Here is a 25,805-nt window from a genome sequence, read left to right on the forward strand (position 1 = left end):
ATATGTCATACATAATACAATTTATGATTGTAATTAATTTGTTATAAAGTAATTAAAAACACTAAAATATTGATTAGAAAAAAGAATATAAATTAGCTAAAGTCGATTAAATTTTAGTTTTATCAAATAAATCAAATACCAGTTCTTTAGCTTCATTTGTTAATTTATAATAAACCAATCTGCTATCATCACCAGATTTAGAACGTATAATAGCCTCCTCAATCTTGTAATTAATTAAAAATTTAAGGTTCAAATCTTTCAAAAATTTTGATCGTAGGCGTCGCTGATGTTCTGGAGATTTATCATCAATTTTTAAAATTTCATTTATTTGAACTACAGATACATAATTTTCTGACTCTTTATCCGGTTCTAAAAACCTATTAAGGAATAGTAGCTCCAATTCATCAAAGTGGCTAATACTATCAACTTTTCTATTTATATTTTTTCTTTTCCTGAAGATTTGATATCCTAGAATAATAAAGCCTAGGACAGAAAAAGTTATAGCTGCATATTGATAAATTACTTGATTATCGTTTGTGTAGAAGACTCCAAAAAATTTAGCTTGATTTAATAAGTCTTTTTTAGATAATTTTACGATTGTAGTTTGATTCTCATGAAAGATATAAATTGTGTCGCCTTGCACCTTTAAATGGTCTCCTAAAGGGAAATAGAATTTTTCATTCTCAAATAGGAATACTTCATTTTTTACTGGTTCTATGAAGAAAATTTTACTCAAAGTAAAATGTAAAAAATATTTTCCATCCCAAATAGCAGTATTATTTACTTCAGGAGGAAGATCAGGATTTATTTTTCCTAGAATTGACCATTGCAAAGATTTAAAATCAAAAGCAAACAATTTATCATCAATCACTTTTGGATAACCTTTTAGTGGAAGCACTCTATAAGGAGCACCAGAAAAAAATTTATCCGCTATTTTTGAATAGCCTTGGTATCCATGTACAAAAGATTCAGGTCCAAAATTAATTGCACGAATATCTTGCCACTCACGCAATTTCACGTCATAATAAGTTAATGCTTTACTATAACCCCAGAATCCAGTACCACCAAAACTATAAAGGGTATCTTTTCTAACAAATTGAGGTGCGAAAAAATTGTATCCCCTAAAATATGTTTTGTCTAAACGTTTTAATATCCTTTTATTGGGGTTGAAATGATACACCATTCCTGTTCCGTCCACTGTAAACAATAAACTTTCACCATCCGATTCATGAAAATAATTATTGTTAAAAGTAACTGCTAAATCTGATAAAATAGCAGTATCAACGTTTAATACAGCTAATTGCTTCCAAACATTAGGTTGTATCTCACGGACATAAGTTCTACTATCAACCAAAATACGTTCTCTGGAACCTAAATTGGAATTAATCCACTCAAAATAACGCTTTTGTGCTTTGGCTTCAATGCAGAAGAAATGAAGGATGAAAACTAAAAAAAAGAATAATTTTTTCATGATTGTAATCAACGATAGCTATCAAATTTATTGAATTCAGGCTAATTATATTACTAAAATATGTTTAAACATGTTCGCTACACGATAAACACGATAATTTAAAACAATTAAATGTTGAATTATTAAAATTGTGGTATCTATCGCTATCTATTGAAAAACATTATGAGTTCTAAAAATAAAATATTGGTGCCGTGTACTAGTCGTAAATCAGACGCAAAAGGTGAGAAATCAAACTTAGATGATTTAAGTTTTAATCAATTAAATAGCGCGAGAAAATTTATTGTAGATAAATACTCAAATAGTGATTACGATATCATTGTAGATAGGACTAGAAACATACACCGTCATGATAACAATTCAAGAACTCTAGATTGGGATAATTGCTTACCAGCATATCAAAGATATACAGGAATTATTTTTTCTAAAGTTGAGGAGCAGAATTGGCAAAAAGCAGATAATGTCTTATTTGTGTCGGCTTTTAGTTAAGATATCGCCCAAACTAATAGACTTTTGGTTTACATCATAATCCTTTTTTTTCTGTTGGAATGGGTGATATTTTATAAAGTTAATTAACATAATCTAATAATAAACCTAAATGAAAACAGTAGAAAACATTATAATTTCCTGCAGTAGTCAGAAATCAAAAGAGCCGGGAATAAAGGCAAAACTTGCCGATTTAAGTTTCGACCAATTATCTGAAACAAGGAATTATTTAGCTGAAAGGTATATAGATCCTGATTACCATTTCATTTCTGATAGAAGATTGAACACAGTTCGACATCGAAATATATCTAGATGCCTAGAATGGAATAATTGCTTGCCAGCACATAGTAGATATACTGGCAAAGTTTTTTCACATATTCAAAACCAGAATTGGTTGAAAGCTCACAACGTGCTTATTGTTTCCCCATTATTTGGGATAATAAAGCCTGGGGATAAAATTCCAAATTATAATTTACAAATGTCTGATTTATTAGTTAGCAAAAAACATAACATAAACATTCCTATTTGGCGTATTTGGCGCCCTGTACTTGACGAACTTATTCATGAATTAAGTGATGGTAAAACTACATTTAGCCTACTCTTCAATAGCTGCACACGTGGCTTTAGTGTAGATACAAGAAATTCTTTTGAAAGTCCGGTAATACAATGGAGGGATAATTATGGGCACCATAAGGGTGAATGGTTGAATGATTATTTATCAAATAGATAGAATATGATTAGGGCTGTAAAAACTCTGGTGCTTTTATTATTGGTTTCAGTAAATCTAAAGGGGCAAACTACTGGAAATTGGTTCGAAAGAAAGGGATTTGGAGATTTTTATATTAGCAATGGTACGAGTGGTGACTTCCATCAAACAATCAGTTTTAATATTTCTGGAACTATTTATGTAGGTCATAAACTGTCTTTTTCAATATATGACCCTAAATTAAACAGCTATATTCCTAAAACTGCACCAAGCTTTATTTCGAATGTATTGACTTCATTTTCGATTGGAAATAAAGGATATGTTCTTGCAAGGTTAAATAGTGGTGAAAAAAAAATGCTTGAATATAATCCTGAATTAGATCAATGGACTTCTAAACAACAATTTGTAGGAAATGCAATAACTGCAGCATCAAGTTTTGTAATAAACAACAAAGCCTACATCATTGGTGGTGGGTTAAGTGCATTTAATATGTCGGGCGACGAATTCAGTTCACAAGTTTGGGAATACAATCCAATAGTTGATGTGTTTTTGAGAAAGAAAGACACTCCTTTTGGTAGCCGTATGAATATGCTAATATCTCATTTTAAAAAACCGAAAGGTTTTGTCATAGACAATTATGGCTATATCTTATTTGATTCTTCTACTTTCTATCAATTTGATCCAATAACGGACAATTGGTATTCAAAACCTGCACCCAATGTTTCATATAATTGTAGGACTGGAGGACCTTGTTACATATTTAATTCATTTTCTTTTAAAGAGTATGGTTATTATCTTGCTGAAAGTAATATTTATTTACCAGGTAACGTATTTATGCGTTACGACCCAAAATCAGAGAGTTGGACGAAAATTAAAGAAAATACTAATATTGGTTTAGGAACCGCTTTGAGTGCGCAGATTTGGGTAAATGATGATAATTTTTCATATGGGATATCATTTGGAGGAAATATTTCATTTACCCCAAATGATTATACACTTTATACAAATAAAATTACCCCAGTAAATATTTGCTCAAATCTTGAAGACAATATTGATTTAAAATTAGAATTTACCGCCAAAGGGAACTATAATGCAAGTAACGTTTTCAAGCTTCTTTTATCTGATGAAAATGGAAATTTTGCTTCACCTAAAATTTTAGACAGTTTAGAAACAGGTACCTCCGATCAATATATAGGTAGTTTTACAAAGAATTTTTCCCCTGAAATACTTAATCCAATTAAAAATTACAGATTAAAAGTAACTGCCTCAAATCCAAATGATATTGACTTATTTGAAACGCCACTCAAAGATAAAGCAATTTATTATCCATCTGTAAAAATAACTAGTTCTGGACCCACAAATATTTGCAAAGGCTCATTTGTAACTTTAAGTGTACCTTTAGTAGAAGGATATTCCTATCAATGGTTTTCAAATGATTACCCATTCGGTGGTGGGACTAAAAACTTTTTTCAAGCTGCCTATGACGGTAATTATTCTGTTAAAGTAACCAACACCAACGGTTGTGTGGCTACTAGTGAAAAAATTAAGATAACGGTTAGTCCAGTACCTACTTCAGCAACAATTACTGCTAGTGGCCCTACTACATTTTGTCAAGGTGGATCTGTCACTTTAACTTCAAGTCCTGGTTATAAATACCTTTGGAGTAACGGAGATACTACTCAAACTATAATTGTTAATAAAGGAGGCAATTACACAAGTCAGGTGATTAACGAGAGTGGCTGTAGCATAACTAGCAATATTATAGGTGTGAAAGTTCTACCTCTTCCAATTGCAACTATAACCGCAATTGGTCCAACAACATTTTGTCAAGGTGGTTCTGTTAAATTAATTGCTAGTCAAGGGAGAAGCTTCCTTTGGAGTAACGGAGCTAAGACTCAAGAAATAATTGTTAGCGAAAGTGGTAATTATAGCGTAACCGTTACCAGTATCACTGATAATGGGTGTGTTGCCACAAGTGCCCCTACCGCTGTAACAGTAAATACAGTTACTGATAAAGCAACTATTACCGCAAATGGTCCAACAACGTTTTGCCCGGGTGGTTCCGTAACACTTACTGCGAGTTCTGGAGATAGTTATTTGTGGAGCAATGGTGAGAAGACTCAAAGTATTGTTGTCACTAATGCAGGCAATTATAGTGTAAAAGTAACTAATTCAAGTGGTTGCACGCTAACTAGTGAAGCTACAACAATTAGTATTAACCCATTACCTACAGTAAGAATTTCCGCCATTGGACCTACAAGTCTTTGTCAAGGAGAATCAGTCACTTTAATTTCTTCTTCTGGAAAAAGTTATCTGTGGAGCACGGGAGAAACAACTCAGAGTATTAAAGTTAGTAGTAGTGGTAAATATACCGTTAAAATGACTAATGAAAATGGATGTTCTAACACAAGTGAGCCATTTACTGTAACAGTGAGTCAAACTTCAATAGCTACAGTAACTGCTAGTGGACCATTATCGTTTTGCCAAGGTGGCTCTGTCACATTAACTTCAATGACCGGCAGTAGTTATTTATGGAATAATGGTGCGACCACTCAAAGTATCAATGTTAATAATTCAGGAAATTATAGTGTCACAGTTAAAAATGAAAATGGCTGTTCTTTAATTTCTTCACCAGTTACAGTATCAGTTAACATATTACCAAAAGCTGAAATTACAGCTACTGGACCAACAACATTTTGTGCTGGGGGATCAGTAACACTTACATCAAATACGGGCAGCAGTTATTTATGGAATAACGGTGCAACGACTCAAAGTATCAATGTTAATAGCGCTGGAAACTATAGTGTAACGGTTAAAAATGAGAATGGCTGTTCTGTAACATCAACTCCAATAACAGTAATTATTAATTCATTACCTAAAGCTGAAATTACAGCTAGTGGACGAACAACATTTTGTCCGGGAGAATCTGTTACATTAACAGCAAGTTCTGGAAGTAGTTATTTGTGGAGTACTGGAGCAACAAGTCAAAATATAAAAGTAGATAAAACTGGCAATTATAGTGTCAAAGTTACAAATTCTAATGGATGTAGTGCAACTTCCTCATCAACCAGTGTAATAGCATCCACTACGCCAGATGCAGTAATTACAGCATCTGGCTCAACTACTATAACTCAAAATGGAAATGTAAACCTGAGTGTTATTAGTGTAACCGGAAATCAATATCAATGGTTTAAAAATTCAACAGCAATAAGTTCTGCAACTTCAAGCGTTTACAAAGCCACAAGTGGAGGATCTTATACCGTCAAGGTAACTAATTCAGCAGGATGCACTAACATTTCCTCTCCTGTTGTTGTTAAGTCAATTTTAGTTTTACCTTCAAACAACTTTCAAATAAGCATACAACCAGAAAGTTGTCGAACAAGTGATAATGGTAAAATAGTACTAAAAGCCACTGAAAACCTAAATTATTCAGCAAGTTTATCTAAATCTGGACAATCTCTAAAAACAGTTTCCTTTAACACTAATACTGAGCTTTCTGGTCTTTCAGCAGGTAAATACACTATTTGCATCACAGTTGCGGGACAAGCAGACTTCCGTCAATGCTTCGATGTTGTAATAACCGAGCCTCAAGATTTAGCTGTATTCTCATTTGTAGATAGAAGTAATAATTCACTTATGTTAAATATGTCAGGTGGAGATACATATTACGTATCGTTAAATGATGTACAACATATAAATCGTTCATCTAAAATGAATTTAGGATTAAAAAGAGGTTGGAATAAAATAAAAATCAGTTCCGACAAGGAATGTCAAGGAGTATACACTGAAGATATATATGTCGATGAAAAAATAAGTGTATTTCCAAATCCATTTACCTCAATATTGAATATTAAAGTAGATCAACAAGATAATAAATCAATTTCTGTTAAGGTTCTTGATCAGTCTGGTCTTGAGGTTCACAAAGAAAATGCCATAGTAAATAATAACTTAATTAGCATTGATCTGAGCAAATTAACAAAAGGATATTATTTTGTGGTTATTGGAAGTAATACATATAAAGTTATAAAGAAATGAGAAAAATAATTTTAATTATATTCATTCAAGTAACTATTTTATCATGTGGTAAAAAGAAATCAAACCTTGCCCCCGAGCCAACCGCGGCAACCCTCGTAAGTCCAATAAATAACGAGCCGTGTACTACAGGAACTCTTGTATCGAATACTGAAAGTAAAATAACATTTAACTGGAATGCTGGATTAAACACAAATAGTTTTTTAATTACTGTTACGAATTTGAATACAAAAATTCAACAAACATATCCAACAAACGTAAACAGTGCAACACTAACATTACAACAAAACACCCCATATTCATGGTTTGTAACATCAAAATCGACATTCAGTGCTACTTCCACAAATAGTATAACTTGGAAGTTTTATAATTCAGGAACTGGAGCAAGTAGCTTTCCCCCATATCCAGCAGAAATATTAAATCCATTAATGGGTCAAATTATTTCACCTATTAATGGTAAAATCAACCTCCAATGGAAAGGTTCTGACGCGGATAATGATATCGTTAATTATGATGTATATTTTGGAACAACAGCTAGTCCTGCACTAATTCAAAGCAAGATAAGTACGGCTGGCATTAGCAATATCAGCGTCAATTCAAATACAACCTATTACTGGAAAGTAATTACATATGACTCAAAAGGCAACACCTCCGACTCAGGTTTGTTTGAGTTTAAAACGAATTGATTAAAATAACAAATTAATAAAATCAACAAAAAAATGAGAAAAATTTTAATTATAATCAACTTAATTGTTTTAATCGGATGTAAAAAATCAGAAGATGGCACTGTAGAAGTTGTACCACTTGCTCCTACTGAATTAAAGGTAACCATCGCCTCAAAAACCCAAGCAGATCTGACATGGAAAGATAATTCCACCAATGAAACTGGCTATAAAATTGAAAGAAAAACAGATAATGGTGTTTTTAGCGAAGTAGGCTCCACCACCACCGATGTAACAAATTTTTCTGATAAAAAAGTAAGTTTATATACAAATTATACTTACAGGATATATAGCTTTAATAAGGCAGGAAAATCAATTCAATACTCGAATGAAGTAGGCACCAATTTTTTCGTATTTGGTACAGTGGTAGGCGCCACTGGCAGAATATGGATGGATAGAAATTTGGGAGCTAGTCGAGTTGCAACAAGTATTAATGATGCTGCTTCTTTTGGCGATTATTACCAGTGGGGAAGAAACTCAGATGGCCATGAGTTAAGTAGTTCTAAAACGACTAATTCATTATCCAGTACGAATTCTCCAGCGCATGGTTTATTTATTAAAACCTCTGTAGAACCACATGATTGGCGAAGTCCTCAAAACAATAATTTATGGCAAGGGGTAAATGGAATAAACAATCCCTGTCCCCCCGGATTTCGTTTACCAACAGAAGCAGAATGGATTGCAGAAAAATCAACATTTAGAACAGATTGGGCAGCAGGTGCTTTTGAATCTCCACTTAAATTGCCTGCTGCAGGCTATCGTTTTCGTATCAACAATTTTGGTATCGCTAATATTGGTTTAGACCCTCGTGGCTTCTATTGGAGTAGCAGCACTAAAGATGGCTCTAATGCAGTTGCGTTATATTTCAATGGGGGACAGCCAATGGTAAATACAGTGTATATCGGTCGCAGAGCAGATGGATATTGCGTTCGATGTATTAAGGATTAATACATTTTATACTTAATGCTTCAATTGATTAATTATAATTAAAATAACGTATTAGAACAAATTGAATCAACCTTTTTAATTTAGATTAAAATCACTTTTAAATTAACTTTAAAAGTCTCACAATAAGAACATTAAACTCTAAAAAAATGAAAAATAACACACATAAAGGAGACGCTTATAGGCTAGTACTATCAAACTTAAAATCATGTGGTGAAAGTAATGATATATTTCACTTAATTGGTCTTATTGCTGCTTCTGAAAGTATCATGTCAGATCGATTAACTGCATTTCTTCATGGCACACAAAACGCAGCTTACTTAAAAAATTTGCAGCAAAATAAAAATGGAGTATCATTCGGCCATCTATTAACATTAAGTAAAGAAGAACTTGAAAAAGAATTAAAGCCAATTAGAGGTATTGACAAGATCGAAACTAAAATTTATATGCTGAAAATTTTGCTTGGAAAGAAATGCGAAATCAAATTATACATGCAGTTTGCAAGTCAAAAAATAACATAACTCATAAATCTCAACAGATACTTTTTGCTGAGGCACAATGTGCTTGTATAATAGCTTATAGATTAGTACGATTATTACTAAAATGGAATAGTAAAACCAAAAAAGAAAAAAACGTTTTAAAAAAGCAGTCTACAAATAATTAGATGCCTATTTAAGTGATACAAAAAAGAAAAAATTGATTTAATCTTTATTTAAATATAAAACTCCCCAAAAAACTATTCCCCAAAAAATCCTATATTAGATTGTAAAAGAAATAAAAATACAATCAATGAAGAATAGTTTATTATCAAAAAGTCTTTGGCAAATATTGAGTATTTCACTCTTGCTATCCACCCTAACTCTCCAGGCCCAAGAAATCGATCTCCTTCTTAAAGGCGGACACCTTATCGATGCCAAAAACAAAATCAACTCCAAAATGGACGTTGCCATTAAAAACGGAAAAATTTTCCGTGTCGCGGTAGATATTCCGGCAAATAGCGCTAAAAAAACGGTTAATATTAGCGGAATGTATGTTAGTCCGGGACTAATCGACATCCACGGACATGTTTTTCACGGTACAGAGCCAGATAATTACCTCAGCAATGGATTGGATGCAATCCCACCTGATGGATTTACTTTTAGATCTGGGGTGACAACGATTGTTGATGCTGGCGGACCAGGTTGGCGTAATATTGATGTTTTTCGTAAGAATATTGTGGAGCCTTCAAAAACACGGGTTTTGGCTTTTATGAATATTGTTGGGCAAGGAATGCGTGGCATTGAGGCTTATGAGCAAGACGAGGCGGATATGGATCCAAAACTGACTGCTGCAATCGCTAAAAAGCATCAAGATATTGTAGTTGGCATAAAATTGGCGCATTATATAGGCCATGATTGGGATCCCACAGATAAGGCTGTTGAAGCCGGACGCATAGCAAGCATTCCCGTGATGGTTGATTTTGGCAAAGCCCTTCCCCCACTCCCTCTTTCAGATCTATTATTGAAACATCTTCGCCCTGGTGATATTTTAACCCATGCTTACCGCTATGATCAAGAATATGATAAAGATGGAAATATGTTGGAGCATAAACAGGCAATTGTTGATGTAAAAACCGAAAAAGTAAAGGATTTTGTATGGGATGCTCGCAAAAGAGGTGTAATCTTTGACGTTGGCCATGGTGGTGGAAGCTTTAACTGGAGTCAAGCGATACCTGCCATGAAGCAAGGATTCGTTCCAGATGTTTTGAGCTCAGATTTACATACAGGAAGCATGAATGCTGGTTTTAAAGATATGGCCAATTTAGCATCCAAATTTTTAAGTTTAGGAATGCCATTAGCAGATGTTATTGCCGCGGCGACTTGGAATCCCGCAAAGGTAATTCAGCGGACCGAGCTAGGTAATTTGAGCGTCGGCAATGAAGCAGATATTGCTGTTTTTAATTTAAGAGAGGGCGATTTTGGCTATACTGATGCGAGTGGAATGGCTATCAGAGGAAAGCAAAAATTAGAAGCTGAGCTTACCATCCGTAAAGGAAAAGTAGTGTGGGATTTAAATGCCTTAAGTTCGCCAATTATCAAACAGTAATGCTTAAAACAATGGCTAAAGCTATATTGATTATTATCTGCTTAAATTTATTTTCTCATTTCTTGAGTGCGCAGACTATTGATCTCTTATTAAAGGGTGGTCACATTATTGATGTAAAAAACAAGATCAATAAAAAAATGGATCTTGCCATTAGCAATGGTAAAATTTTAAAATTAGATGCCAATATTCCTGAATCAGAAGCAAAAAAGGTATTGGACATAAGTGGCATGTACCTCACTCCGGGGTTAATAGATATTCATACACACGTATTTACTGGTCCGAATGCAGGTTTCGGACATGGATCATCAAGCGTGAAGGCTGATGATTTCACATTTCGTGCAGGCGTAACAACTGTTGTAGATGCGGGAACATCCGGATATAAAAATTTCCCAGTTTTTAAAGAAGAGGTTATTGATCGATCAAAAACAAGAATTCTTGCCTTTTTAAATGTTTTTGGTACAGGTATGGAGGGGACTGCTGCTGAGCAAGAGGATTTAAATGTTTTAAACATAGAAAAAGCATTTGAGATCAATCAAAAATACCCTGACATTATTGCAGGAATTAAAATCGGACATTATTCAGGTTCAGATTGGAAGCCTTTTGATGAAGCCGCGGAATTAGCACAAAAAATCAAAAAACCACTATTGGTAGAATGCCATATTACTGCTTTTTCACTTGAAGATCAGCTTAAACACATGAATGCTGGTGATATTCTTTGCCATGCCTTCGAAAACGTAGAAGAGCGTATGCCATTGGTAGATGAAAATAAAAAAATTAGGCCTTTTGTTTGGGATGCTCGTAAGCGTGGTGTCTTATTTGATGTAAGTCATGGAGGCGTAGGCTTTTGGTTTAATCAGGCTATACCGGCATTAAAACAGGGCTTTGGCCCCGATACTTTTGGAACCGACATGCATCATAACAGCGTAAACTCTGGCATGAAAGACATGCTCAATCTGATGTCAAAATACTTGAATATGGGCATGAAATTAGAAGAAGTATTCAAAATTGGAACTTGGTCGGCAGCACAAGCTATAAAAAGACCTGATCTAGGGAATTTAAGTCCGGGCACCGACGCAGATATAGCAATTTTCAAAGTACTTGATGGGAAATTTGGTTTCCTTGATGCTGGTGGTTTTAAGCTAGAAGGCGATAAAAAGTTCCAAGCAGAAATGACTATCCGTGCTGGCAAAATTGTTTGGGATCTCAATGGAATGGCTGGGGTGCCATGGGAGAATTAATAAATAATTAGCCTATATTAAATGTCAAAAATTTTATCTTAAATTTAAATTTGAAAGATAATTATTTACAAAATGAAGAAATTAATATTATTGATAATACTTCTATTGAATGTGGGACTTGTAAAGGCACAAAAAGTATTTTCTGTAGATTATGAAAACCAGGCCGATGTAAAGGTATTTGTGGTTAAATATGAGAATCAGGCCGACTTAAAAGTCTTTAAAGTGAAATACGAAAATCAAGTATCGGTGAACGATGGAAAATGGTTCTTTACAAAATATGAAAACCAGGCTAAGAAGAAAATTTTCTTTGTCAAATATGAAAATCAGGCCGATTTGAAAATATTTTTTGTGGAATATGAAAACCAGGCGGGTTGGCGTACCTCTTCCAAAAAACACCTGCTTTATTGAGAGATTTTTTCATTTTAAGACCTAAAAACTACACTCCTAAGGAGGCAAGCGAAATAACGTTTATTCCATCTGGTCTGTTATAGCTCATCCCAGTCCCGGTAATGATATTTAGTGTTTTTGGCAAATCCATTTTGGTGGTATCAATGTTTGCTACAAAGTTTTTAAGATTTTTTGCAGCTTCATCAATAAAGCCAATCCCAAGTTTTATCTCAAAAGCGGCATAATCTCCATTTCGTTTTTGTACGATGGCATCCACTTCGTAACCAAACGAGTCGCTATAGTGAAATACCTGCGCATCATTCGCTTTAGCATACACATTCAATTCATGAATAGCCAAAGACTCAAACAAAAAACCTGTATATTTTATGTCTTTCATCAAGGATTCTTTTGTCAAACCGAGTACCGCAACAGCGAGTGAGGGGTCACAGAGATGTCGCTTAGGGGATTTCCTTAGAGATGCAGAAGATCGTATATGCGGATTAAAAGCAGGTTGCTCGTACAAAATCATCAATCTGGAAAGTGTATCTAGATAGTCTGACAGAGTATTTCTCGATAAATCATTCGATTCATTCATTTTTACATCCTTTTCCAAAGTTCGATTATCCACCAACGTGGCCACATTTCTTGCCAAGGATCGTAAAAGGCTACGTACTTTTTGGGGATCTCTTCTGCCCCCCGAAGTCCTACTCATATCCACTTCACAAAGTAAATCAACATAACTTCGATTCATGTTAAACGCATTTCTTTCATTTTCGCCAATCAAATTTGGCCAGCCACCAATACACAATCGTTCGATAATTAGTTCAAGTGAAATTTCAGGTTCATAATAGTGATCCAAGTTACCTTTAAGCAAGTCACCAAGTTTTACCTTTCCAGTGGAGTATCCTAATTCCTGCCAGCTCATAGTATCCATTTGCAGCACTGTAAATCGTCCCGCGCCACTATGTAGTTTAACATCGTCAGTTGGATTAGCAGATCCAGTTAGGATAAACTGCCCCTTAGACTTTCGATCATCTACTTCGTGCCTCACATAATTCCATATTTCAGGCTGTTCCTGCCACTCATCAATTAATCTAGGCGTGTTTCCATTCAATAATAATTTAGGATTTGTAGCCATCATAACCGGGACTTGGGGATCCCTATCCATTTCTAAAACACTTTTTGCATATTGTTTTGCAGTTGCTGTTTTACCACAAGATTTAGGCCCTTTTATTAATAAGGCACCCGAGGCGTCCATTTTACCCAATAATTCATTCTCAATTATTCTTCTGATATACTTCATTTCAAATTAGTTAATTATATAATCAAGCTAAAAAAAACTACAATTGTGCACAATTCAGGATTTTCATTGTGCAAATATAAGGATTTTTATTGTGCATAATTAAGGATTTTCATTGTGCAAATATAAGGATTTTTATTGTGCATAATTAAGGATTTTCATTGTGCACAATTAAGGAAAAACACATTTTTGCCAATATTAATATCGCTTTAAACCGAATTCCCTTGTTTTATTCACAAAAATTGATTATATTATGGATTGACAATACCTTTAATCAGGGCTTTTTTATCTTTGTCGCATAAATAAAATATAAAATGATTGAGATACAAGCCTGCCCGAAATGCAAATCAGAGTTTACCTATCAGGATCAAGACCTGATGATTTGCTCCCAATGCTTCCATGAATGGGATCCCAAAGAAGAAACGATAGAAAGTACTGAAGCAAGTTTAAAAGTTTTAGATTCAAACGGAAATGAGCTTATTGACGGTGATTCTGTGATTGTAATTAAAGATCTTCCAGTAAAAGGTGCACCAAAACCAATTAAAGCTGGTACAAAAGTTAAAAACATTCATTTAAGTGATGGCGACCATAATATTTCATGCAAGATTGATGGTTTTGGCTCCATGGCTTTAAAATCAGAATTTGTAAGGAAAGCATAAGGTCTTGCTTAAGATATAAGGTCGAAAAACAAAAAACCTATTTATCCTATATTATCTGTAACAATAGCACAGATGATATAGGATTTTTTATTGTTTTAGAATCCGATTAAAATGAATTTATTAAATTTAGGTTCAATCAATTAGATAATTTATTAAATTAGATTATTGTAAATCATTAAGATAAAAATCGAATTCAATAATATAATTACCTTAACACAAAATTCAATGAAACGCAGAGACGTAATTAAAGGTCTGACATTAGTCCCAATTGCCGGAGGACTTGTTAGCAGTACTCAGGCAGTAATAGCTAGTCCGACAGCTTCAAGTTTACTAGGTGCAGAAAACTCAGCCGCACCAACAGCATTTAGAGGTCCTGAGGTATATCGTGCCCTTGGGGTAGAACCTGTAATTAACTGCCGTGGTACATTCACCATTATTGGAGCATCTACATTAGTCCCAGAAGCTAAAGAAGCCATGTACAATGCACAATCCAATTATGTTCAATTAGATGAGTTAGCAATGGGTGTTGGGAAGCGCCTGGCAGAACTTTCAGGAGCTGAGTGGGGTGTTGTTTCATGCGGTTGTGCTGGTGGCATTAAAATCAGCACGATGGCAGCTGTAACCGGTGGTAACCCAGAAAAATTAGTTCGTATTCCAGATCTCACCGGATTTGAAAAAACAGAAGTAATTATCCCTCGTCACTCACGCAATACCTATGATCATGCAGTACGTAATGTGGGTGTAAAAATTATTACTGTGGAAACACAAGCTGAACTTGAGGCAGCTATGAACTCTCGCACAGCCATGATATACATGATGCCTACAAGTCCCGGAGATACTGGTCCCCTTTCTGTACAAGCAATCTCAAAAGTAGCTAAACCTAAAGGTATTCCATTATTTGTGGATGCAGCAGCGGAGGCCTTGACATTAAACCCGAACGTTCACCTAGCTGATGGCGCAACAATTGTTGCTTATAGTGGTGGAAAAGCAATTCGCGGTCCGCAAAGTGCCGGCTTACTCCTCGGTGATAAAAAATTCTTAATGGCTACTTGGCAAGCAAGCTCTCCGCATCATGGCGCTGGTCGCGATAACAAAGTTGGTAAAGAAGAGCAAATTGGAATGGTAGCAGCAGTTGAAGCATGGCTTAAGCGGAATCATGCTCAAGAAGAAATTACATGGACAGGCTATCTAGAGACTATTGCAAAGCGTGTTTCTGCAATTTCTGGCGTAAGTACCGATATCCGTCAGCCAATAGGACTAGATAATCGTACTCCTAATCTCATTATTTCATGGGATCCAGCTAAATTTAACGCCACTGGACAAGATATTGCCACTTACCTTTCTACTACTAGTCCGAGGATTGCCCTAAGCGCTGGTGGCGGCGGTAAAGGAGCAGCAGAAAATACCACTAACATCAGTATTGCAGCATGGATGATGCAGCCTGGTGATGATAAAATTGTTGCAGAACGTATTTTTGCAGCTTTATCAATGAAGCGCCCGGCATTCCCAGAGATGAAAGCTCCTGCAGCAAACCTTGTTGGACGTTGGGATGTTACAGTTGAATACTTTACGGAAACCAGTAAACATACCTTCTTTATTGAGCAACAAGATTCAAATTGGCTTAAAGGTTCTCACAAGAGTACATTTACAACAAATGAGTTGGAAGGAACAATTGATGGAAATGAGGTGAAATTCAAAAGTGCATCTAGAATGTTAGCTGATAATGTCCCTTTTACCTTCTCAGGAACTATTTCTGGTGATACTATGTCGGGAATGATACACCATGGCGAATATTTAACTTCTAAGTTTACGGCTAAAAAATACATTCAACCTAGCACACGACAAAAAATCGTGGTTCCTGTTGGTCCGCCACTTTCAAGTTAATTTTTTGCTAAATTATAAGTCTAGAGCCCCATTTTGAATAAGAATGGGGCTTTTATTTTACCCTTTGACAATCTTTAGACCATATTCGTAAAAAAATATAAATCCAAAACAGCATATTTGAATCCGATAAGTATTAAAAATGTTTGAAGTCCTTTTTTCAAAAGTTGAAGAGAAAATTAACCTAAGTGAGGCGGAAAAAGAAATCTGTCGAAGTCTCTTTATTCCCAAAAAACTTAGAAAAAGGCAATATATTCTTCAGCAAGATGATATTTGCAAGAATCTCATTTTTGTTGAGAAGGGACTATTACGCTCCTACAATCTAGACGACAAAGGAAATGAACATATCCTTCAATTTGCACCTGAGGGCTGGTGGATTGCAGACGTGTACAGCTTTTTTACTGGGGAAAATTCCAATTATAATATCGATGCGATTGAAGATTCAGAACTACTCCTGATTACCAATTCAGCTTTGGAACAATTGTACGAACGTGTACCTAAGTTTGAGCGCTATTTCAGAATTCTGACACAAAATAACATGATTGCGATGCAAAAGAGGGTCATGTCTGAATTGAGCAGTACGGCAGAAGATAAATATCTTAAACTAATTGCTGCCTACCCAAATATCGTTGCTAGAGTACCTCAGCACATGATCGCCTCCTACTTGGGATTAACGCCAGAATCCCTAAGTCGTATTAGAAAACGAATTGCTCAGGAGCGATAGTTTTATTCTAATTTTATTCCAATAAAAAAAGGGATTATCGACCTTAGTCAACAATCCCCTAATTTATAGTTTAAAGGAAATTACTTGGCAGTAAATTCTCCGTTAGCTTTAATTTCAACTTCATCAGAAAGCATTGGAGCAGGATATCCAGCACCTAAATTAAAGTCTTTACGCAAGATTTTTCCGCTTAACTGAAAACCAGCAACATTAGCTTTTGATTGTGGATGAACAACTGTTCCACGGTAAGTTAGGTTGAAAGTAGCTGGCTTAGTAACGCCACGCATTGTCAAATTACCTTTTAAAGCATATTTATTCTTACCTAAAGCCTTGATTGAAGTGCTTTTGAATGTCAATTTTGGATATTTTGCAGCATCAAAGAAATCCGCACCTCTTAAATGCTCATCTCTCATTTCAATTTCAGTATTGATTGAATTAACATCGGCACTAAATTCAAAAATACCATCGCTAAAATCTGGCTTTGACGACTTAATTGTTGCGTCAAAATTTTTGAATAGACCATCTACATCAGAAATTCCAAGGTGTACAATTGTAAAACCAATTTTTGAATGTGCTTTGTCGATGTTCCAAGCGCTTTGTGCATAAACTGAGGCCTGACCTAAAACTGCCATAAGGGCGATTAAGATTGTTTTTTTCATGTTTTTCTTTGTTTAGATTTTAATTTATAGAGTTTGATTTGTTTAATAATTCTGGGAAAAAGCCTGCAGAGATAAGTAAGCTTTCTGCTTCTTCTAAAGCAGCTTCATTAATTGCTGATGCATAAAATAATTTTCCATGCCTCTGATCTTCAGTTAAATATACTGGCACAACATGAGTATGAGGCAATAATTGTTGTAAAACATTTGAAGTAAATAAATTACTTACATCATCTTTTGAGCTCACAAAAGCTAGAAGTGTTTTTTGAGTCACAAAGTCTGCAATACTTCCCGACATAAGTCTTTGTAAATCAATGCATACTGCCAAAACGACGATATCTGCTTGCCAGCTGGCTTCCGATGCACAATCCGTAATTTCTATGGATACATTAGGGTTTTTCTGCAGAATATTTTCTCTGAGTGCTAAAAGTTCCGCCTGTTGATCTGAAAACAATAAAAGTCGATTGCAATCTGAAGCCAAACCTTCAGCCAATGCTGATGCATATTTTTCTGTAGCTCCTAAAATGGCAATAGTTTTTATCATTTGCTTTCAAATTAACAACACAAATGTATATGTGATTAATTGAAGGCTAAATAACCTGTGATAAGAAATATCATTGATCTAGATCAATGGATTTTAAGATTAATCAATATAAGCCACACAATCAATTTGTACCAAAATCCCATCTCTACCCATTTGATCTATCCCGCAGCCACTGTAAGAACGAACAGGCTTGGGATCGGGAAAGTAGTCGCCATAGACTTCATTAAGCGCCTTGAGGTTCTTATTAGGCTCTGCTAAGGTCATGTGAACCTTTAATACATTAGCCATATTGGTTCCAGCACGTTCCAGCAAGTCTTTCATCTGTTCTAAAGCACTTTTAATTTGAACCTGAATATCTCCCGGTTCTTTCCTCCTATCGGGATACCAGCCACCAATACCACTCACAAAGACTAAATGACCGGAACGAATACAAGCTGAAAGTGGACTAGAACTTGGGTATTTACTGGGTACAGAAACTTTTTTGGGGAGCCACTCATCACGCTGCTTGGTGGCAGCTTCCGATTTATTGATATCAATAGATCCAGCTAATGGAATTAGGCTGAGGCTTTTTAAAATCTCTCTTCTTTTCATATTAAGATTAATTTAAAGCAAGAGTATTTATTTCCACTTCAACTCTATTCCCTGTTTCACAATAAAATCTTGAAAATCGGCTAATAAATTTTTGCCTTCACGGACTTGATGCGGAATTACATTCTTCTTTAAAGAATAGCTTACTAATAAACCAACTGCTTCTCCGATACTCCATTCTACTGGGTGTAAACGGTAACAACCATTGGTAATATGAGTTGTTCCTATGTTTTTATTTGCTGGAAGCAAGTTTTCCATTCGTATAGGCAATAATGAACCTAGCGGAATTTGAAAAGGTAAGGATGAAAAATCGATATAATTATTACCGCGACTACTTGGATGTAAATCAATGTGATAATAACCAATTCCTACGCTATCATAAAAATCGGCAGCAACTTTACCTGCTTCTGCCCCAGCCACTTGAATTCGGTTTTCTTGCCCTACATGTTCCTCTAAAATGGTAAATTGAGCTTTTATGCGTCTTGATTCTCTGATGTAAGGATACTTAGCCAAACCATCTTCTGTTCCCATCACATCCTTACGTAAACGCAATCCTGGCCAGCCTTGTTTCCCATCCGGACGAGGAGCCTCTGTTTGAAGCCAATGAAATAGCGATAAACTTAATTGCTTTCCTCTGTTTACGTGATGATTAAACTCCTTTTGAGATACGCCAACTAGATTTCCTAGCGTATAATCATTCTGAGGCCAGTTTACAGTAGAAATATCACCTTTGAATGCTCCAGGAGTAAAATTATCTTTAGCAAGAATACGGCGATAAATCCAAAGGTTGAGATACGGATCTGTTGAAATACCTTCTGGATGAAATCCTAAGGGTTTTTTCTCGAGAGTTTTCGGATTTGAATAGCTTAGGTCTAATAATTTTCCAGGCCATGCGGGGGTCATTTTCGGGACTAAATTTCGCCAGAAATCATATTCGGCGGGTTTTTCAGCTACATTATTCGATCCGGGCACATAGTCCATCGCAAAACAAACAGTAAAAGCCTGTTGATTATCTGGATCAGCTTTCAATGGGGCATGAAGCTCATGTGTTTCATTCCTTGATTCTGTCCCCATCACAAATTCTGTCCCCGTCATAGGCAAAAGCTCTCCCGTCTCCGTCGCATCCACAAAATAAGGAGCTGTTAAAATATAGTTACGGCCAGTCCTTAAACTTTGTGCTTTCAATGCCTTTACCTTATTTCCAGCATACTCGGCAGAAGTAATTTTATGCTCAATTAAGAGCGTTAATTTACCTGAGCTAATGTATGGGGCAAGCATTTCTTGCAGAACAGCCAAAGAAACTCGAGGTTCGTGACAAAGCGCAGAAACCATTGCATTTCCAGGATTAAGTCGCTCTTTAGCCCTTGAAGCCTCGTTTACAGGATAATGACTTTTATAATATTTCCTAACTGCATTTCGGTAATCGCGATAGGATTTTGGAGCACCGTGCGTTTCAATCCATGCATGCTCATCAGGGGGCACACCTTGGGAGGTTAACTGACCACCAATCCAATCGGTTTCTTCAGTCATAATTACATCCAAACCATTTCGCAGGGCCGACAATGCCGCAGAACATCCGCCAACACCACCACCGGCAATAACAACTTGTGCATGTAGCTCAGAGGCCTTCAGATCAGCAGAAAAGGGAGTCGCGAAGCTTTGACTCGGAATTGCCGATAATGCTCCAGAGGCGAGGCCTGTAGCTCCTAATCCTGTTAGACTTATAAAACTTCTTCTTTTCATAAATTTTAAGCTTTCGACTTATAGCCGTTAATACCAAAAAAAACAATGTATAAATAACATAGAATCGGAATCATAAATGCAATGGCCCATGTAGAATGATCTTTTAAATAACCCTGTGAAAAGGAAACAATTGCTCCACCGGCAATAGCGGTAGACAATATACCTGAAGCTTTAGTAGTGTATTTACCTAATCCAACCACAGAAAGAGAGAAAATAATGGCAAACATCACCGAATTAAAAACACCTACACCAATCATGGACCAAACGGCTAGATTTCCACTGCTACTTACTGAAAGGATAACCAACAGAATGGCTCCAATTGCACAGAAAGTTAGAACCTGTGAAGCTTTTAAAGTTTTTAATAGGTAGGAACCTATCAAGCGTCCAACAAGCATACCTCCCCAATAATAGGAAACGTATGAGTTTGCATCTTCAACTCCCATTTTTAAGGTATCAGCAATATAATTAGTTAGGAAAGTACCTATTGACACTTCGGCGCCCACATAAGCAAAAATGGCCCATGAACCATAATTTAAATTACGGAAAGAGAAAAGGCTTCTTCTTACTTCGGGACTTGCAACAGCACTTTCAGCGCCAGTACTAATTTTGGGTAATTTTAAATTATATACCACCAAGGCAATACATATTAATAAAGCTGCAATACCCAAATAAGGATATTTAACGGCATCGCTAGAAGCTCCCGACTCCTGTAAGCGAGAAAGAATATAATGAGCCCCAAAAATAGGTGCTACGGTAGTCCCAATTGAACCCACAGCCTGAATAAGCGTTAATCTTGAAGAAGCAGTTTCAGCAGGCCCCAGAGCTGTGATATAGGGATTTGATGCCACTTGCAAAACAACAATTCCTATGGCTAGTACAAATAAGGCAGCTAGAAACAAATAATAAAGATGCATATCTGCTGCAGGGTAAAATAACAGCGCACCGATAGCCGCAATAGCAAAGCCGAGCACCATTCCATTTTTGTAGCCTATTTTTTCAACAATCATCCCGGCAGGGAAAGACATTAAACCATAAGTCAGGAAAAAATAGAATTGCACCAAGGATGAATCAGCATAGCTTAAAGTAAAGCCCTCTTTAAAAAAAGGAACTAAAGTATCATTGAGGCAAGTAATAAAGCCATTCATGAAGTATAAAACCGCAAGTGAAATTAATGCGGGCATATAGTTCTGATTTCCAGAACCTTCAAATTGAATTGCCGAACTTTGTGAAGAAACAATCGCCATATCGTTTTAATTAAATTTATTTCTTATCACTTGGCTTATAATCAATTATTTAGAGTATTTCTCTTCAATTTTCTCTAAAGTTTTCCAACATTGATATAATCCACGAGGAACATGAAAACAACCTTTCCATTTACCACCTTTAAGCGGAAGTAGTACTTCTCCCCTACGATTTAAATAACCATACCATTCGCCTTTTTCGGCATCTGGGAAATGAGACCAAGTGTATTGATGAACCTTTTCAAACCAATCCCAACAGCGTTGATCACCCGTATGATAATAGCCTTTCAATAAACTAATTAGCGTTTCTACATGAACCCACCATAATTTCTGATCCCATTCTAATTGTTGAGGTGGATGACCTTTCACATCCATAAAGTACAGAATTCCTCCAAATTCTTTATCCCAGCCATATTCTAGGATATTAATGGTCGTATCCACTGCTTTTTTAATTAAAGCTTGATCATTTCTACGTTCGGCGATATCCATAATAAACCACATAGATTCTAGTCCGTGGCCAGGATTTACAAGTCGTCCATCAAAAGTATCCGAGAATGAACCATCAGGCTTAACATTTTCGAGAATTATCCCGAGATCTTCCTGATAAAAAACTTCCATAACGGAGTGGATACCATCATCAATAGTTTTTTCAATCAAATCGCGATCCAAAAGATGTTCCAATTCCAAGACAAGGTTACAAAGAATCATGGGTAAAGAAAATCCCTGCAAGGGCCTAGTCCCAGGATATGCTTTCGTATATTTTCCTTTCGGATCGTCCCTCTTACGAAGAATATTATTAAAAGTATCTATCGCGAGTTTGGCATACTCTTCGGTGCCAGTGGCTTTGTACAGCTGAGCGAAGGCCATTGCCGCAAAACAATCAGAGAAAATATTGTAAGGCTGGATTAAAGGTTGTCCTTCGCGTGTAAGCGAAAAATAGAAATTACCTTCGCTATCCCTTCCATGTTTTTTCATGAACTCAGCGCCTTGAAGCGCAAAATCTAGCCATTCTTTTTTACGCTCAACCTGATTGTAAAGCATGCTAAAGCACCAAACTTGCCTAAACTGTAACCAAGCAAATTTATCAGTATCAAATACCTTTCCTTCACGATCAAGACAGGTAAAAAAGCCTCCAAATTCATTATCACCTGAATTTTTCAACCAAAAAGGAATTACATCTTTTAAAAGGTTGTCTTGATATTTTTCTGCGTATTGCTTGTAGTTCATTTTTATATGATAGATTCTTAATATCTAATTTGTTTTATATTTCTCTAATTAATATAAAATTTACTAGAAAAGCCAATGTTTTTATAAAAACACGTAAATAGATTCTTATCTAAATTGAATAAAAAAACAAAAAAATGGAGTGAAGGAACATTTGCTCTAGAAATCAAGAAACAAGCTTATATTTGCAAAGAAATAAGATTCTTAGAAATTCAATAGTCCATCCAATTTTTCTTAATTACAAGACGTTATTGATTCTAATCAAAAAATTCAGAGAATCATGAAAAAAATTTTAGCTCTCCTACTACTTCTAAGCTCATTTCTATCTTTAAGGGCACAGAAAGTGGGATTGGTTTTTAGTGGTGGTGGCGCAAAAGGTTTAGCACATATTGGTGTTTTAAAGGCATTAGAGGAGAATAATATTCCGATAGATTATATAGTTGGGACTTCAATGGGTGGAATTGTTGGGGGACTCTATGCTTCGGGATATAGTCCGAAGGAGATTGAAAAAATTGCTTTAAGCGAAGATTTTCAGAATTGGTTGAGTGGATATTATGAGAATGAACATCGTTATTTTTACAATAAAAAGCCTGAAAACCCTTCCTTCATCACTGCAAAGCTTCAAATAGATACAGGTTTTAATGTAAAACTTAGGTCGAACCTTATTAATGATGTACCTCTTAATTTTGCTTTGTTAGAGCTTTACGGACAAGCATCAGCTACGGCAAAAAATGATTTCAACAAACTATTTGTCCCTTTTAGATGTATTGTAGCGGATGTTTTCACACAGGAAATGATTTCTGTTGCCAATGGAAATCTTGCTGAAGCTATACGTGGGACCTTTACGGTGCCGCTGGTTTATAGGCCTATCAAAGTGAATAATAAATATGTATTTGATGGTGGTTTATACAATAATTTTCCGGTTGATGTAATGAAAAAGGAGTTCCAACCAGATTATATCATTGGATCGAATGTATCATCAAAAACGTATAATAATTATCCCAAGGATAATGATGAAAAATTAATGAATCGTTTTTTGGTTTACATGTTTCTTTCTAAAACTGACTCTACCGCAATTGGTAAAAACGGAGCATATATTCAGCCAGATCTTTCAGATTATTCTACAACCAACTTCACGCCAGTAGCCGAATTAATTAAAAAGGGATACGAAGCTACATTAGCAGATATCCCGAAGATAAAACAAGCCTTGGCTAGAAGAAATAGCTCATTAGAAGTAAAAAACAAAAGAGACTCTTTCAAGAATAGTTTTCCACCCTTAGAATTTGATAAAATTACTGCTACAGGTGTAAATAGTAAACAGAAGACCTATGTAGAACAGATTATTAATAGCCATATTGAAAATGGAAGTAAACTTTCGGAGATCAAAAAAGGTTATTTTAGATTGGTATCCGACCAAAATTTCGAAACAGTTTATCCAAAAATAGTTTACGATAGTATAAGCAATACAAATAATTTTGAAATAGCTGCTCAGCCAGATAAAAATTTTAAAATAGATTTTGGAGGAGTTATATCTACGAGACCCATAAGTAATGCTTATATCGGTTTGCAATATAATTACCTGCGAAAAAAATCATATACATTTTCAGCAAATTTTTATGCTGGTGGCTTTTATGAATCAGCTCAAACTACTGCCAGATTAGATATCCCAAGTAGAACACCCATATATTTAGAAGCAGAGTTTACTTATAATCATTGGAATTATTTTAACAAAAGCCAAGTATTTATTGAAAATATAGATCCTGTTTTTATTATGCAATCTGATCGAAAAATTGCCTTAAAATTAGGTGTTCCCTTTACTAATAATGGTAAAATTGAAATCCAATCAGGTTATATCAATTTTACAGATGAATTTAGTCCCAATGAGAGATTCATGGTTGGCGATCTAATGGACCAAGGGTCATACAATGGCGCCATGTCTTCTATTAATTATGAAAATAATAAATTAACTAAAAGGCAATACGCTAAAAGTGGATCATCTTTTAAAATTGGATTAAGCATTTACACCGGACTTGAAGAATACATACCAGGGAACATTTATAGAGATGAAACATCATTTAATACAATAAGGCCTCAATCACAAAACAGGAATTGGTACAAGGCACAGGTTACTAGAGAAAAATACTTCGAATTTTCAAAAAAATATTCACTTGGAGTTCTATTTGAGGCAGTTGCATCAAATAGGCCCAATTTTAGTACTTTTAAATCAAGTGTTTTAACTGCACCAACATTTAATCCATTGCAGGACTCAAAATCATTATATTTAGAAAATTTCAGGGCAAACAGCTATAGCGCATTTGGATTAAAAAATGTAATTCAATTATACAAAAATCTTGATTTACGTGCAGAAGCTTACATTTTTCAACCCCTTAGAGCCTTTAAATTAGAAGGTTTACAAGGAACTAGTTATGGGGAATTATTAGCGGATAGGCATTATGCAATAAGCTCAGGATTAGTTTACAATACCCTAGCTGGCCCCATTAGTTTGAGTATAAACCATTATGATGATAGCCAAAAGCGATTGGGTGTTATGTTTCACATGGGATTTTTAATTTACAATAAACGATCATTTGAATGAGAAATTTAGTACTAATATTTATCAGCATTTTTCTAATTGTGGCCAGCAAAAAATTGCATGCTCAGGAGGAAACTATTCAAGGACAGGGTATAGCTATAAATAATTTCATGATTAAGGAAAACCTCCTTAAAAACAATAAAATAGCGATTATTGCAACTGATTCTTTAGATATTCCTATTGAAAGTTTGAATGGAACCTTTCAATTTAGCATTAATGGCTTGGGACAAGAATTAAGATTTACTGAGGGTGTTTCGGTAATGAAACAGCCCATAAATAAATCAACATTTATCTATTTAAGACACGAGAACGAATCTGGCACTCACGGCAAACTTTATTATGTTTACCAAAAAGACAACAACCTAAACCCAATAAAAATAAGTTGGTGGATATTAGTGATTATTCCCTTGATATTAATCCTTCTTGCAGCACTTTTCAGGAAGTTTATAGTAGTGGCGCTTATACTTTTAGTTGGTATATTTTACTATAATTCGAGTCAGGGACTTAAAATTCCTACTTTTTTTGATACGATTTTTGATGGTTTAAGGAACTTGATTTAGTGATTTTATAATATCAATTATTTCAA

Annotated in this window: 22 protein-coding genes; 14 read left to right on the top strand and 8 right to left on the bottom strand. The window is 35.3% G+C overall.

Features of this window, described 5'->3' with window-relative positions; all coding sequences use genetic code 11:
• Positions 1-106: 106 nt before the first annotated feature.
• A complete protein-coding gene (locus QZ136_RS08835) occupies positions 107-1,471 on the bottom strand; it encodes a hypothetical protein (protein WP_291402546.1) in 1,365 nt (454 codons plus the stop codon).
• Positions 1,472-1,633: 162 nt separating this feature from the next.
• On the opposite strand from QZ136_RS08835, the gene QZ136_RS08840 reads away from it, so the two are divergent.
• The 9 genes from QZ136_RS08840 to QZ136_RS08880 all read left to right on the top strand — a co-directional run bounded on the left by QZ136_RS08840 (position 1,634) and on the right by QZ136_RS08880 (position 12,090).
• Positions 1,634-1,957 carry a hypothetical protein gene (locus tag QZ136_RS08840; protein ID WP_291402548.1) on the top strand — a complete coding sequence of 108 codons (324 nt, stop codon included), beginning with the start codon at positions 1,634-1,636 and terminating at the stop codon, positions 1,955-1,957.
• A 109-nt stretch (positions 1,958-2,066) separates the two neighbouring features.
• The gene (yaaA, locus tag QZ136_RS08845) at positions 2,067-2,684 is read left to right on the top strand and encodes a peroxide stress protein YaaA (RefSeq protein WP_291402550.1); all 618 of its coding nucleotides are present in this window, start codon (positions 2,067-2,069) and stop codon (positions 2,682-2,684) included.
• A 3-nt stretch (positions 2,685-2,687) separates the two neighbouring features.
• Complete coding sequence (locus QZ136_RS08850; protein ID WP_291402552.1) at positions 2,688-6,695, top strand: T9SS type A sorting domain-containing protein; 4,008 nt, start codon at positions 2,688-2,690, stop codon at positions 6,693-6,695.
• Positions 6,692-7,378, top strand: coding sequence for a hypothetical protein (locus QZ136_RS08855; RefSeq protein WP_291402554.1), 687 nt, complete (start codon positions 6,692-6,694; stop codon positions 7,376-7,378). The genes QZ136_RS08850 and QZ136_RS08855 overlap by 4 nt, the downstream gene beginning before the upstream one ends.
• 33 nt (positions 7,379-7,411) lie before the next feature.
• Positions 7,412-8,362: an FISUMP domain-containing protein gene (locus QZ136_RS08860; RefSeq protein ID WP_291402556.1), complete on the top strand. Its 951-nt coding sequence runs from the start codon at positions 7,412-7,414 to the stop codon at positions 8,360-8,362.
• A gap of 146 nt (positions 8,363-8,508) precedes the next feature.
• Entirely contained in the window at positions 8,509-8,880 is a 372-nt protein-coding gene (locus QZ136_RS08865) for a hypothetical protein (RefSeq protein WP_291402558.1), read from the top strand.
• Between the two features lie 268 nt (positions 8,881-9,148).
• The gene (locus QZ136_RS08870) at positions 9,149-10,444 is read left to right on the top strand and encodes an amidohydrolase/deacetylase family metallohydrolase (protein WP_291402560.1); all 1,296 of its coding nucleotides are present in this window, start codon (positions 9,149-9,151) and stop codon (positions 10,442-10,444) included.
• Positions 10,445-10,455: 11 nt separating this feature from the next.
• Positions 10,456-11,682 carry an amidohydrolase/deacetylase family metallohydrolase gene (locus tag QZ136_RS08875; protein WP_291402561.1) on the top strand — a complete coding sequence of 409 codons (1,227 nt, stop codon included), beginning with the start codon at positions 10,456-10,458 and terminating at the stop codon, positions 11,680-11,682.
• Between the two features lie 72 nt (positions 11,683-11,754).
• Positions 11,755-12,090: a DUF6150 family protein gene (locus tag QZ136_RS08880; protein ID WP_291402562.1), complete on the top strand. Its 336-nt coding sequence runs from the start codon at positions 11,755-11,757 to the stop codon at positions 12,088-12,090.
• Positions 12,091-12,118: 28 nt separating this feature from the next.
• Here the strand turns inward: QZ136_RS08880 and QZ136_RS08885 are convergent, their stop codons facing one another.
• Positions 12,119-13,372 carry a DUF4143 domain-containing protein gene (locus QZ136_RS08885; RefSeq protein WP_291402563.1) on the bottom strand — a complete coding sequence of 418 codons (1,254 nt, stop codon included), beginning with the start codon at positions 13,370-13,372 and terminating at the stop codon, positions 12,119-12,121.
• Between the two features lie 311 nt (positions 13,373-13,683).
• Here QZ136_RS08885 and QZ136_RS08890 point away from each other — a divergent pair, with 311 nt between their 5' ends.
• From QZ136_RS08890 to QZ136_RS08900, 3 genes are all read left to right on the top strand, one after another.
• Positions 13,684-14,028, top strand: a complete 345-nt coding sequence (locus QZ136_RS08890) for a zinc ribbon domain-containing protein YjdM (RefSeq protein WP_291402565.1) — start codon at positions 13,684-13,686, stop codon at positions 14,026-14,028.
• Between the two features lie 225 nt (positions 14,029-14,253).
• Complete coding sequence (locus tag QZ136_RS08895; protein WP_291402567.1) at positions 14,254-15,912, top strand: PLP-dependent transferase; 1,659 nt, start codon at positions 14,254-14,256, stop codon at positions 15,910-15,912.
• Between the two features lie 139 nt (positions 15,913-16,051).
• Entirely contained in the window at positions 16,052-16,633 is a 582-nt protein-coding gene (locus QZ136_RS08900) for a Crp/Fnr family transcriptional regulator (protein ID WP_291402569.1), read from the top strand.
• An 80-nt stretch (positions 16,634-16,713) separates the two neighbouring features.
• On the opposite strand, the gene QZ136_RS08905 is transcribed toward QZ136_RS08900, so the two are convergent.
• The 6 genes from QZ136_RS08905 to QZ136_RS08930 form a co-directional block, all read right to left on the bottom strand.
• Positions 16,714-17,289 carry a YceI family protein gene (locus QZ136_RS08905; protein ID WP_291402570.1) on the bottom strand — a complete coding sequence of 192 codons (576 nt, stop codon included), beginning with the start codon at positions 17,287-17,289 and terminating at the stop codon, positions 16,714-16,716.
• 19 nt (positions 17,290-17,308) lie between these two features.
• The gene (locus QZ136_RS08910; protein WP_291402572.1) at positions 17,309-17,830 is read right to left on the bottom strand and encodes a hypothetical protein; all 522 of its coding nucleotides are present in this window, start codon (positions 17,828-17,830) and stop codon (positions 17,309-17,311) included.
• Positions 17,831-17,929: 99 nt separating this feature from the next.
• Positions 17,930-18,421 (bottom strand): RidA family protein, encoded by a 492-nt coding sequence (locus QZ136_RS08915; RefSeq protein WP_291402574.1) that lies wholly within the window; start codon positions 18,419-18,421, stop codon positions 17,930-17,932.
• Positions 18,422-18,448: 27 nt separating this feature from the next.
• Positions 18,449-20,161: an FAD-dependent oxidoreductase gene (locus QZ136_RS08920; protein ID WP_291402576.1), complete on the bottom strand. Its 1,713-nt coding sequence runs from the start codon at positions 20,159-20,161 to the stop codon at positions 18,449-18,451.
• Positions 20,162-20,166: 5 nt separating this feature from the next.
• Positions 20,167-21,405: a sugar MFS transporter gene (locus tag QZ136_RS08925; protein WP_291402578.1), complete on the bottom strand. Its 1,239-nt coding sequence runs from the start codon at positions 21,403-21,405 to the stop codon at positions 20,167-20,169.
• A gap of 45 nt (positions 21,406-21,450) precedes the next feature.
• A complete protein-coding gene (locus QZ136_RS08930; RefSeq protein WP_291402580.1) occupies positions 21,451-22,629 on the bottom strand; it encodes an AGE family epimerase/isomerase in 1,179 nt (392 codons plus the stop codon).
• Between the two features lie 277 nt (positions 22,630-22,906).
• Between QZ136_RS08930 and QZ136_RS08935 the strand changes: the two genes are divergently transcribed.
• Together QZ136_RS08935 and QZ136_RS08940 are read left to right on the top strand one after the other, a co-directional pair.
• The gene (locus QZ136_RS08935; RefSeq protein WP_291402582.1) at positions 22,907-25,222 is read left to right on the top strand and encodes a patatin-like phospholipase family protein; all 2,316 of its coding nucleotides are present in this window, start codon (positions 22,907-22,909) and stop codon (positions 25,220-25,222) included.
• The gene (locus QZ136_RS08940) at positions 25,219-25,779 is read left to right on the top strand and encodes a hypothetical protein (RefSeq protein WP_291402584.1); all 561 of its coding nucleotides are present in this window, start codon (positions 25,219-25,221) and stop codon (positions 25,777-25,779) included. Before QZ136_RS08935 ends, QZ136_RS08940 begins: the two co-directional genes overlap by 4 nt.
• The last annotated feature ends 26 nt before the right edge of the window (positions 25,780-25,805 follow it).

Source organism: Daejeonella sp. (genome assembly GCF_017495225.1).
In the GTDB taxonomy this organism is placed as follows: domain Bacteria; phylum Bacteroidota; class Bacteroidia; order Sphingobacteriales; family Sphingobacteriaceae; genus Daejeonella.

What these genes read in the sequence shown, in the direction of transcription:
- QZ136_RS08895 (WP_291402567.1), top strand. Translation starts at nt 14,254, where the DNA reads ATGAAACGCAGAGACGTAATTAAAGGTCTGACATTAGTCCCAATTGCC.
- yaaA (WP_291402550.1), top strand. Translation starts at nt 2,067, where the DNA reads ATGAAAACAGTAGAAAACATTATAATTTCCTGCAGTAGTCAGAAATCA.
- QZ136_RS08855 (WP_291402554.1), top strand. Translation starts at nt 6,692, where the DNA reads ATGAGAAAAATAATTTTAATTATATTCATTCAAGTAACTATTTTATCA.
- QZ136_RS08920 (WP_291402576.1), bottom strand. Translation starts at nt 20,161, where the DNA reads ATGAAAAGAAGAAGTTTTATAAGTCTAACAGGATTAGGAGCTACAGGC.
- QZ136_RS08860 (WP_291402556.1), top strand. Translation starts at nt 7,412, where the DNA reads ATGAGAAAAATTTTAATTATAATCAACTTAATTGTTTTAATCGGATGT.
- QZ136_RS08930 (WP_291402580.1), bottom strand. Translation starts at nt 22,629, where the DNA reads ATGAACTACAAGCAATACGCAGAAAAATATCAAGACAACCTTTTAAAA.
- QZ136_RS08935 (WP_291402582.1), top strand. Translation starts at nt 22,907, where the DNA reads ATGAAAAAAATTTTAGCTCTCCTACTACTTCTAAGCTCATTTCTATCT.
- QZ136_RS08875 (WP_291402561.1), top strand. Translation starts at nt 10,456, where the DNA reads ATGGCTAAAGCTATATTGATTATTATCTGCTTAAATTTATTTTCTCAT.
- QZ136_RS08865 (WP_291402558.1), top strand. Translation starts at nt 8,509, where the DNA reads ATGAAAAATAACACACATAAAGGAGACGCTTATAGGCTAGTACTATCA.
- QZ136_RS08910 (WP_291402572.1), bottom strand. Translation starts at nt 17,830, where the DNA reads ATGATAAAAACTATTGCCATTTTAGGAGCTACAGAAAAATATGCATCA.
- QZ136_RS08915 (WP_291402574.1), bottom strand. Translation starts at nt 18,421, where the DNA reads ATGAAAAGAAGAGAGATTTTAAAAAGCCTCAGCCTAATTCCATTAGCT.
- QZ136_RS08880 (WP_291402562.1), top strand. Translation starts at nt 11,755, where the DNA reads ATGAAGAAATTAATATTATTGATAATACTTCTATTGAATGTGGGACTT.
- QZ136_RS08885 (WP_291402563.1), bottom strand. Translation starts at nt 13,372, where the DNA reads ATGAAGTATATCAGAAGAATAATTGAGAATGAATTATTGGGTAAAATG.
- QZ136_RS08900 (WP_291402569.1), top strand. Translation starts at nt 16,052, where the DNA reads ATGTTTGAAGTCCTTTTTTCAAAAGTTGAAGAGAAAATTAACCTAAGT.
- QZ136_RS08870 (WP_291402560.1), top strand. Translation starts at nt 9,149, where the DNA reads ATGAAGAATAGTTTATTATCAAAAAGTCTTTGGCAAATATTGAGTATT.
- QZ136_RS08835 (WP_291402546.1), bottom strand. Translation starts at nt 1,471, where the DNA reads ATGAAAAAATTATTCTTTTTTTTAGTTTTCATCCTTCATTTCTTCTGC.
- QZ136_RS08905 (WP_291402570.1), bottom strand. Translation starts at nt 17,289, where the DNA reads ATGAAAAAAACAATCTTAATCGCCCTTATGGCAGTTTTAGGTCAGGCC.
- QZ136_RS08840 (WP_291402548.1), top strand. Translation starts at nt 1,634, where the DNA reads ATGAGTTCTAAAAATAAAATATTGGTGCCGTGTACTAGTCGTAAATCA.
- QZ136_RS08940 (WP_291402584.1), top strand. Translation starts at nt 25,219, where the DNA reads ATGAGAAATTTAGTACTAATATTTATCAGCATTTTTCTAATTGTGGCC.
- QZ136_RS08925 (WP_291402578.1), bottom strand. Translation starts at nt 21,405, where the DNA reads ATGGCGATTGTTTCTTCACAAAGTTCGGCAATTCAATTTGAAGGTTCT.
- QZ136_RS08850 (WP_291402552.1), top strand. Translation starts at nt 2,688, where the DNA reads ATGATTAGGGCTGTAAAAACTCTGGTGCTTTTATTATTGGTTTCAGTA.
- QZ136_RS08890 (WP_291402565.1), top strand. Translation starts at nt 13,684, where the DNA reads ATGATTGAGATACAAGCCTGCCCGAAATGCAAATCAGAGTTTACCTAT.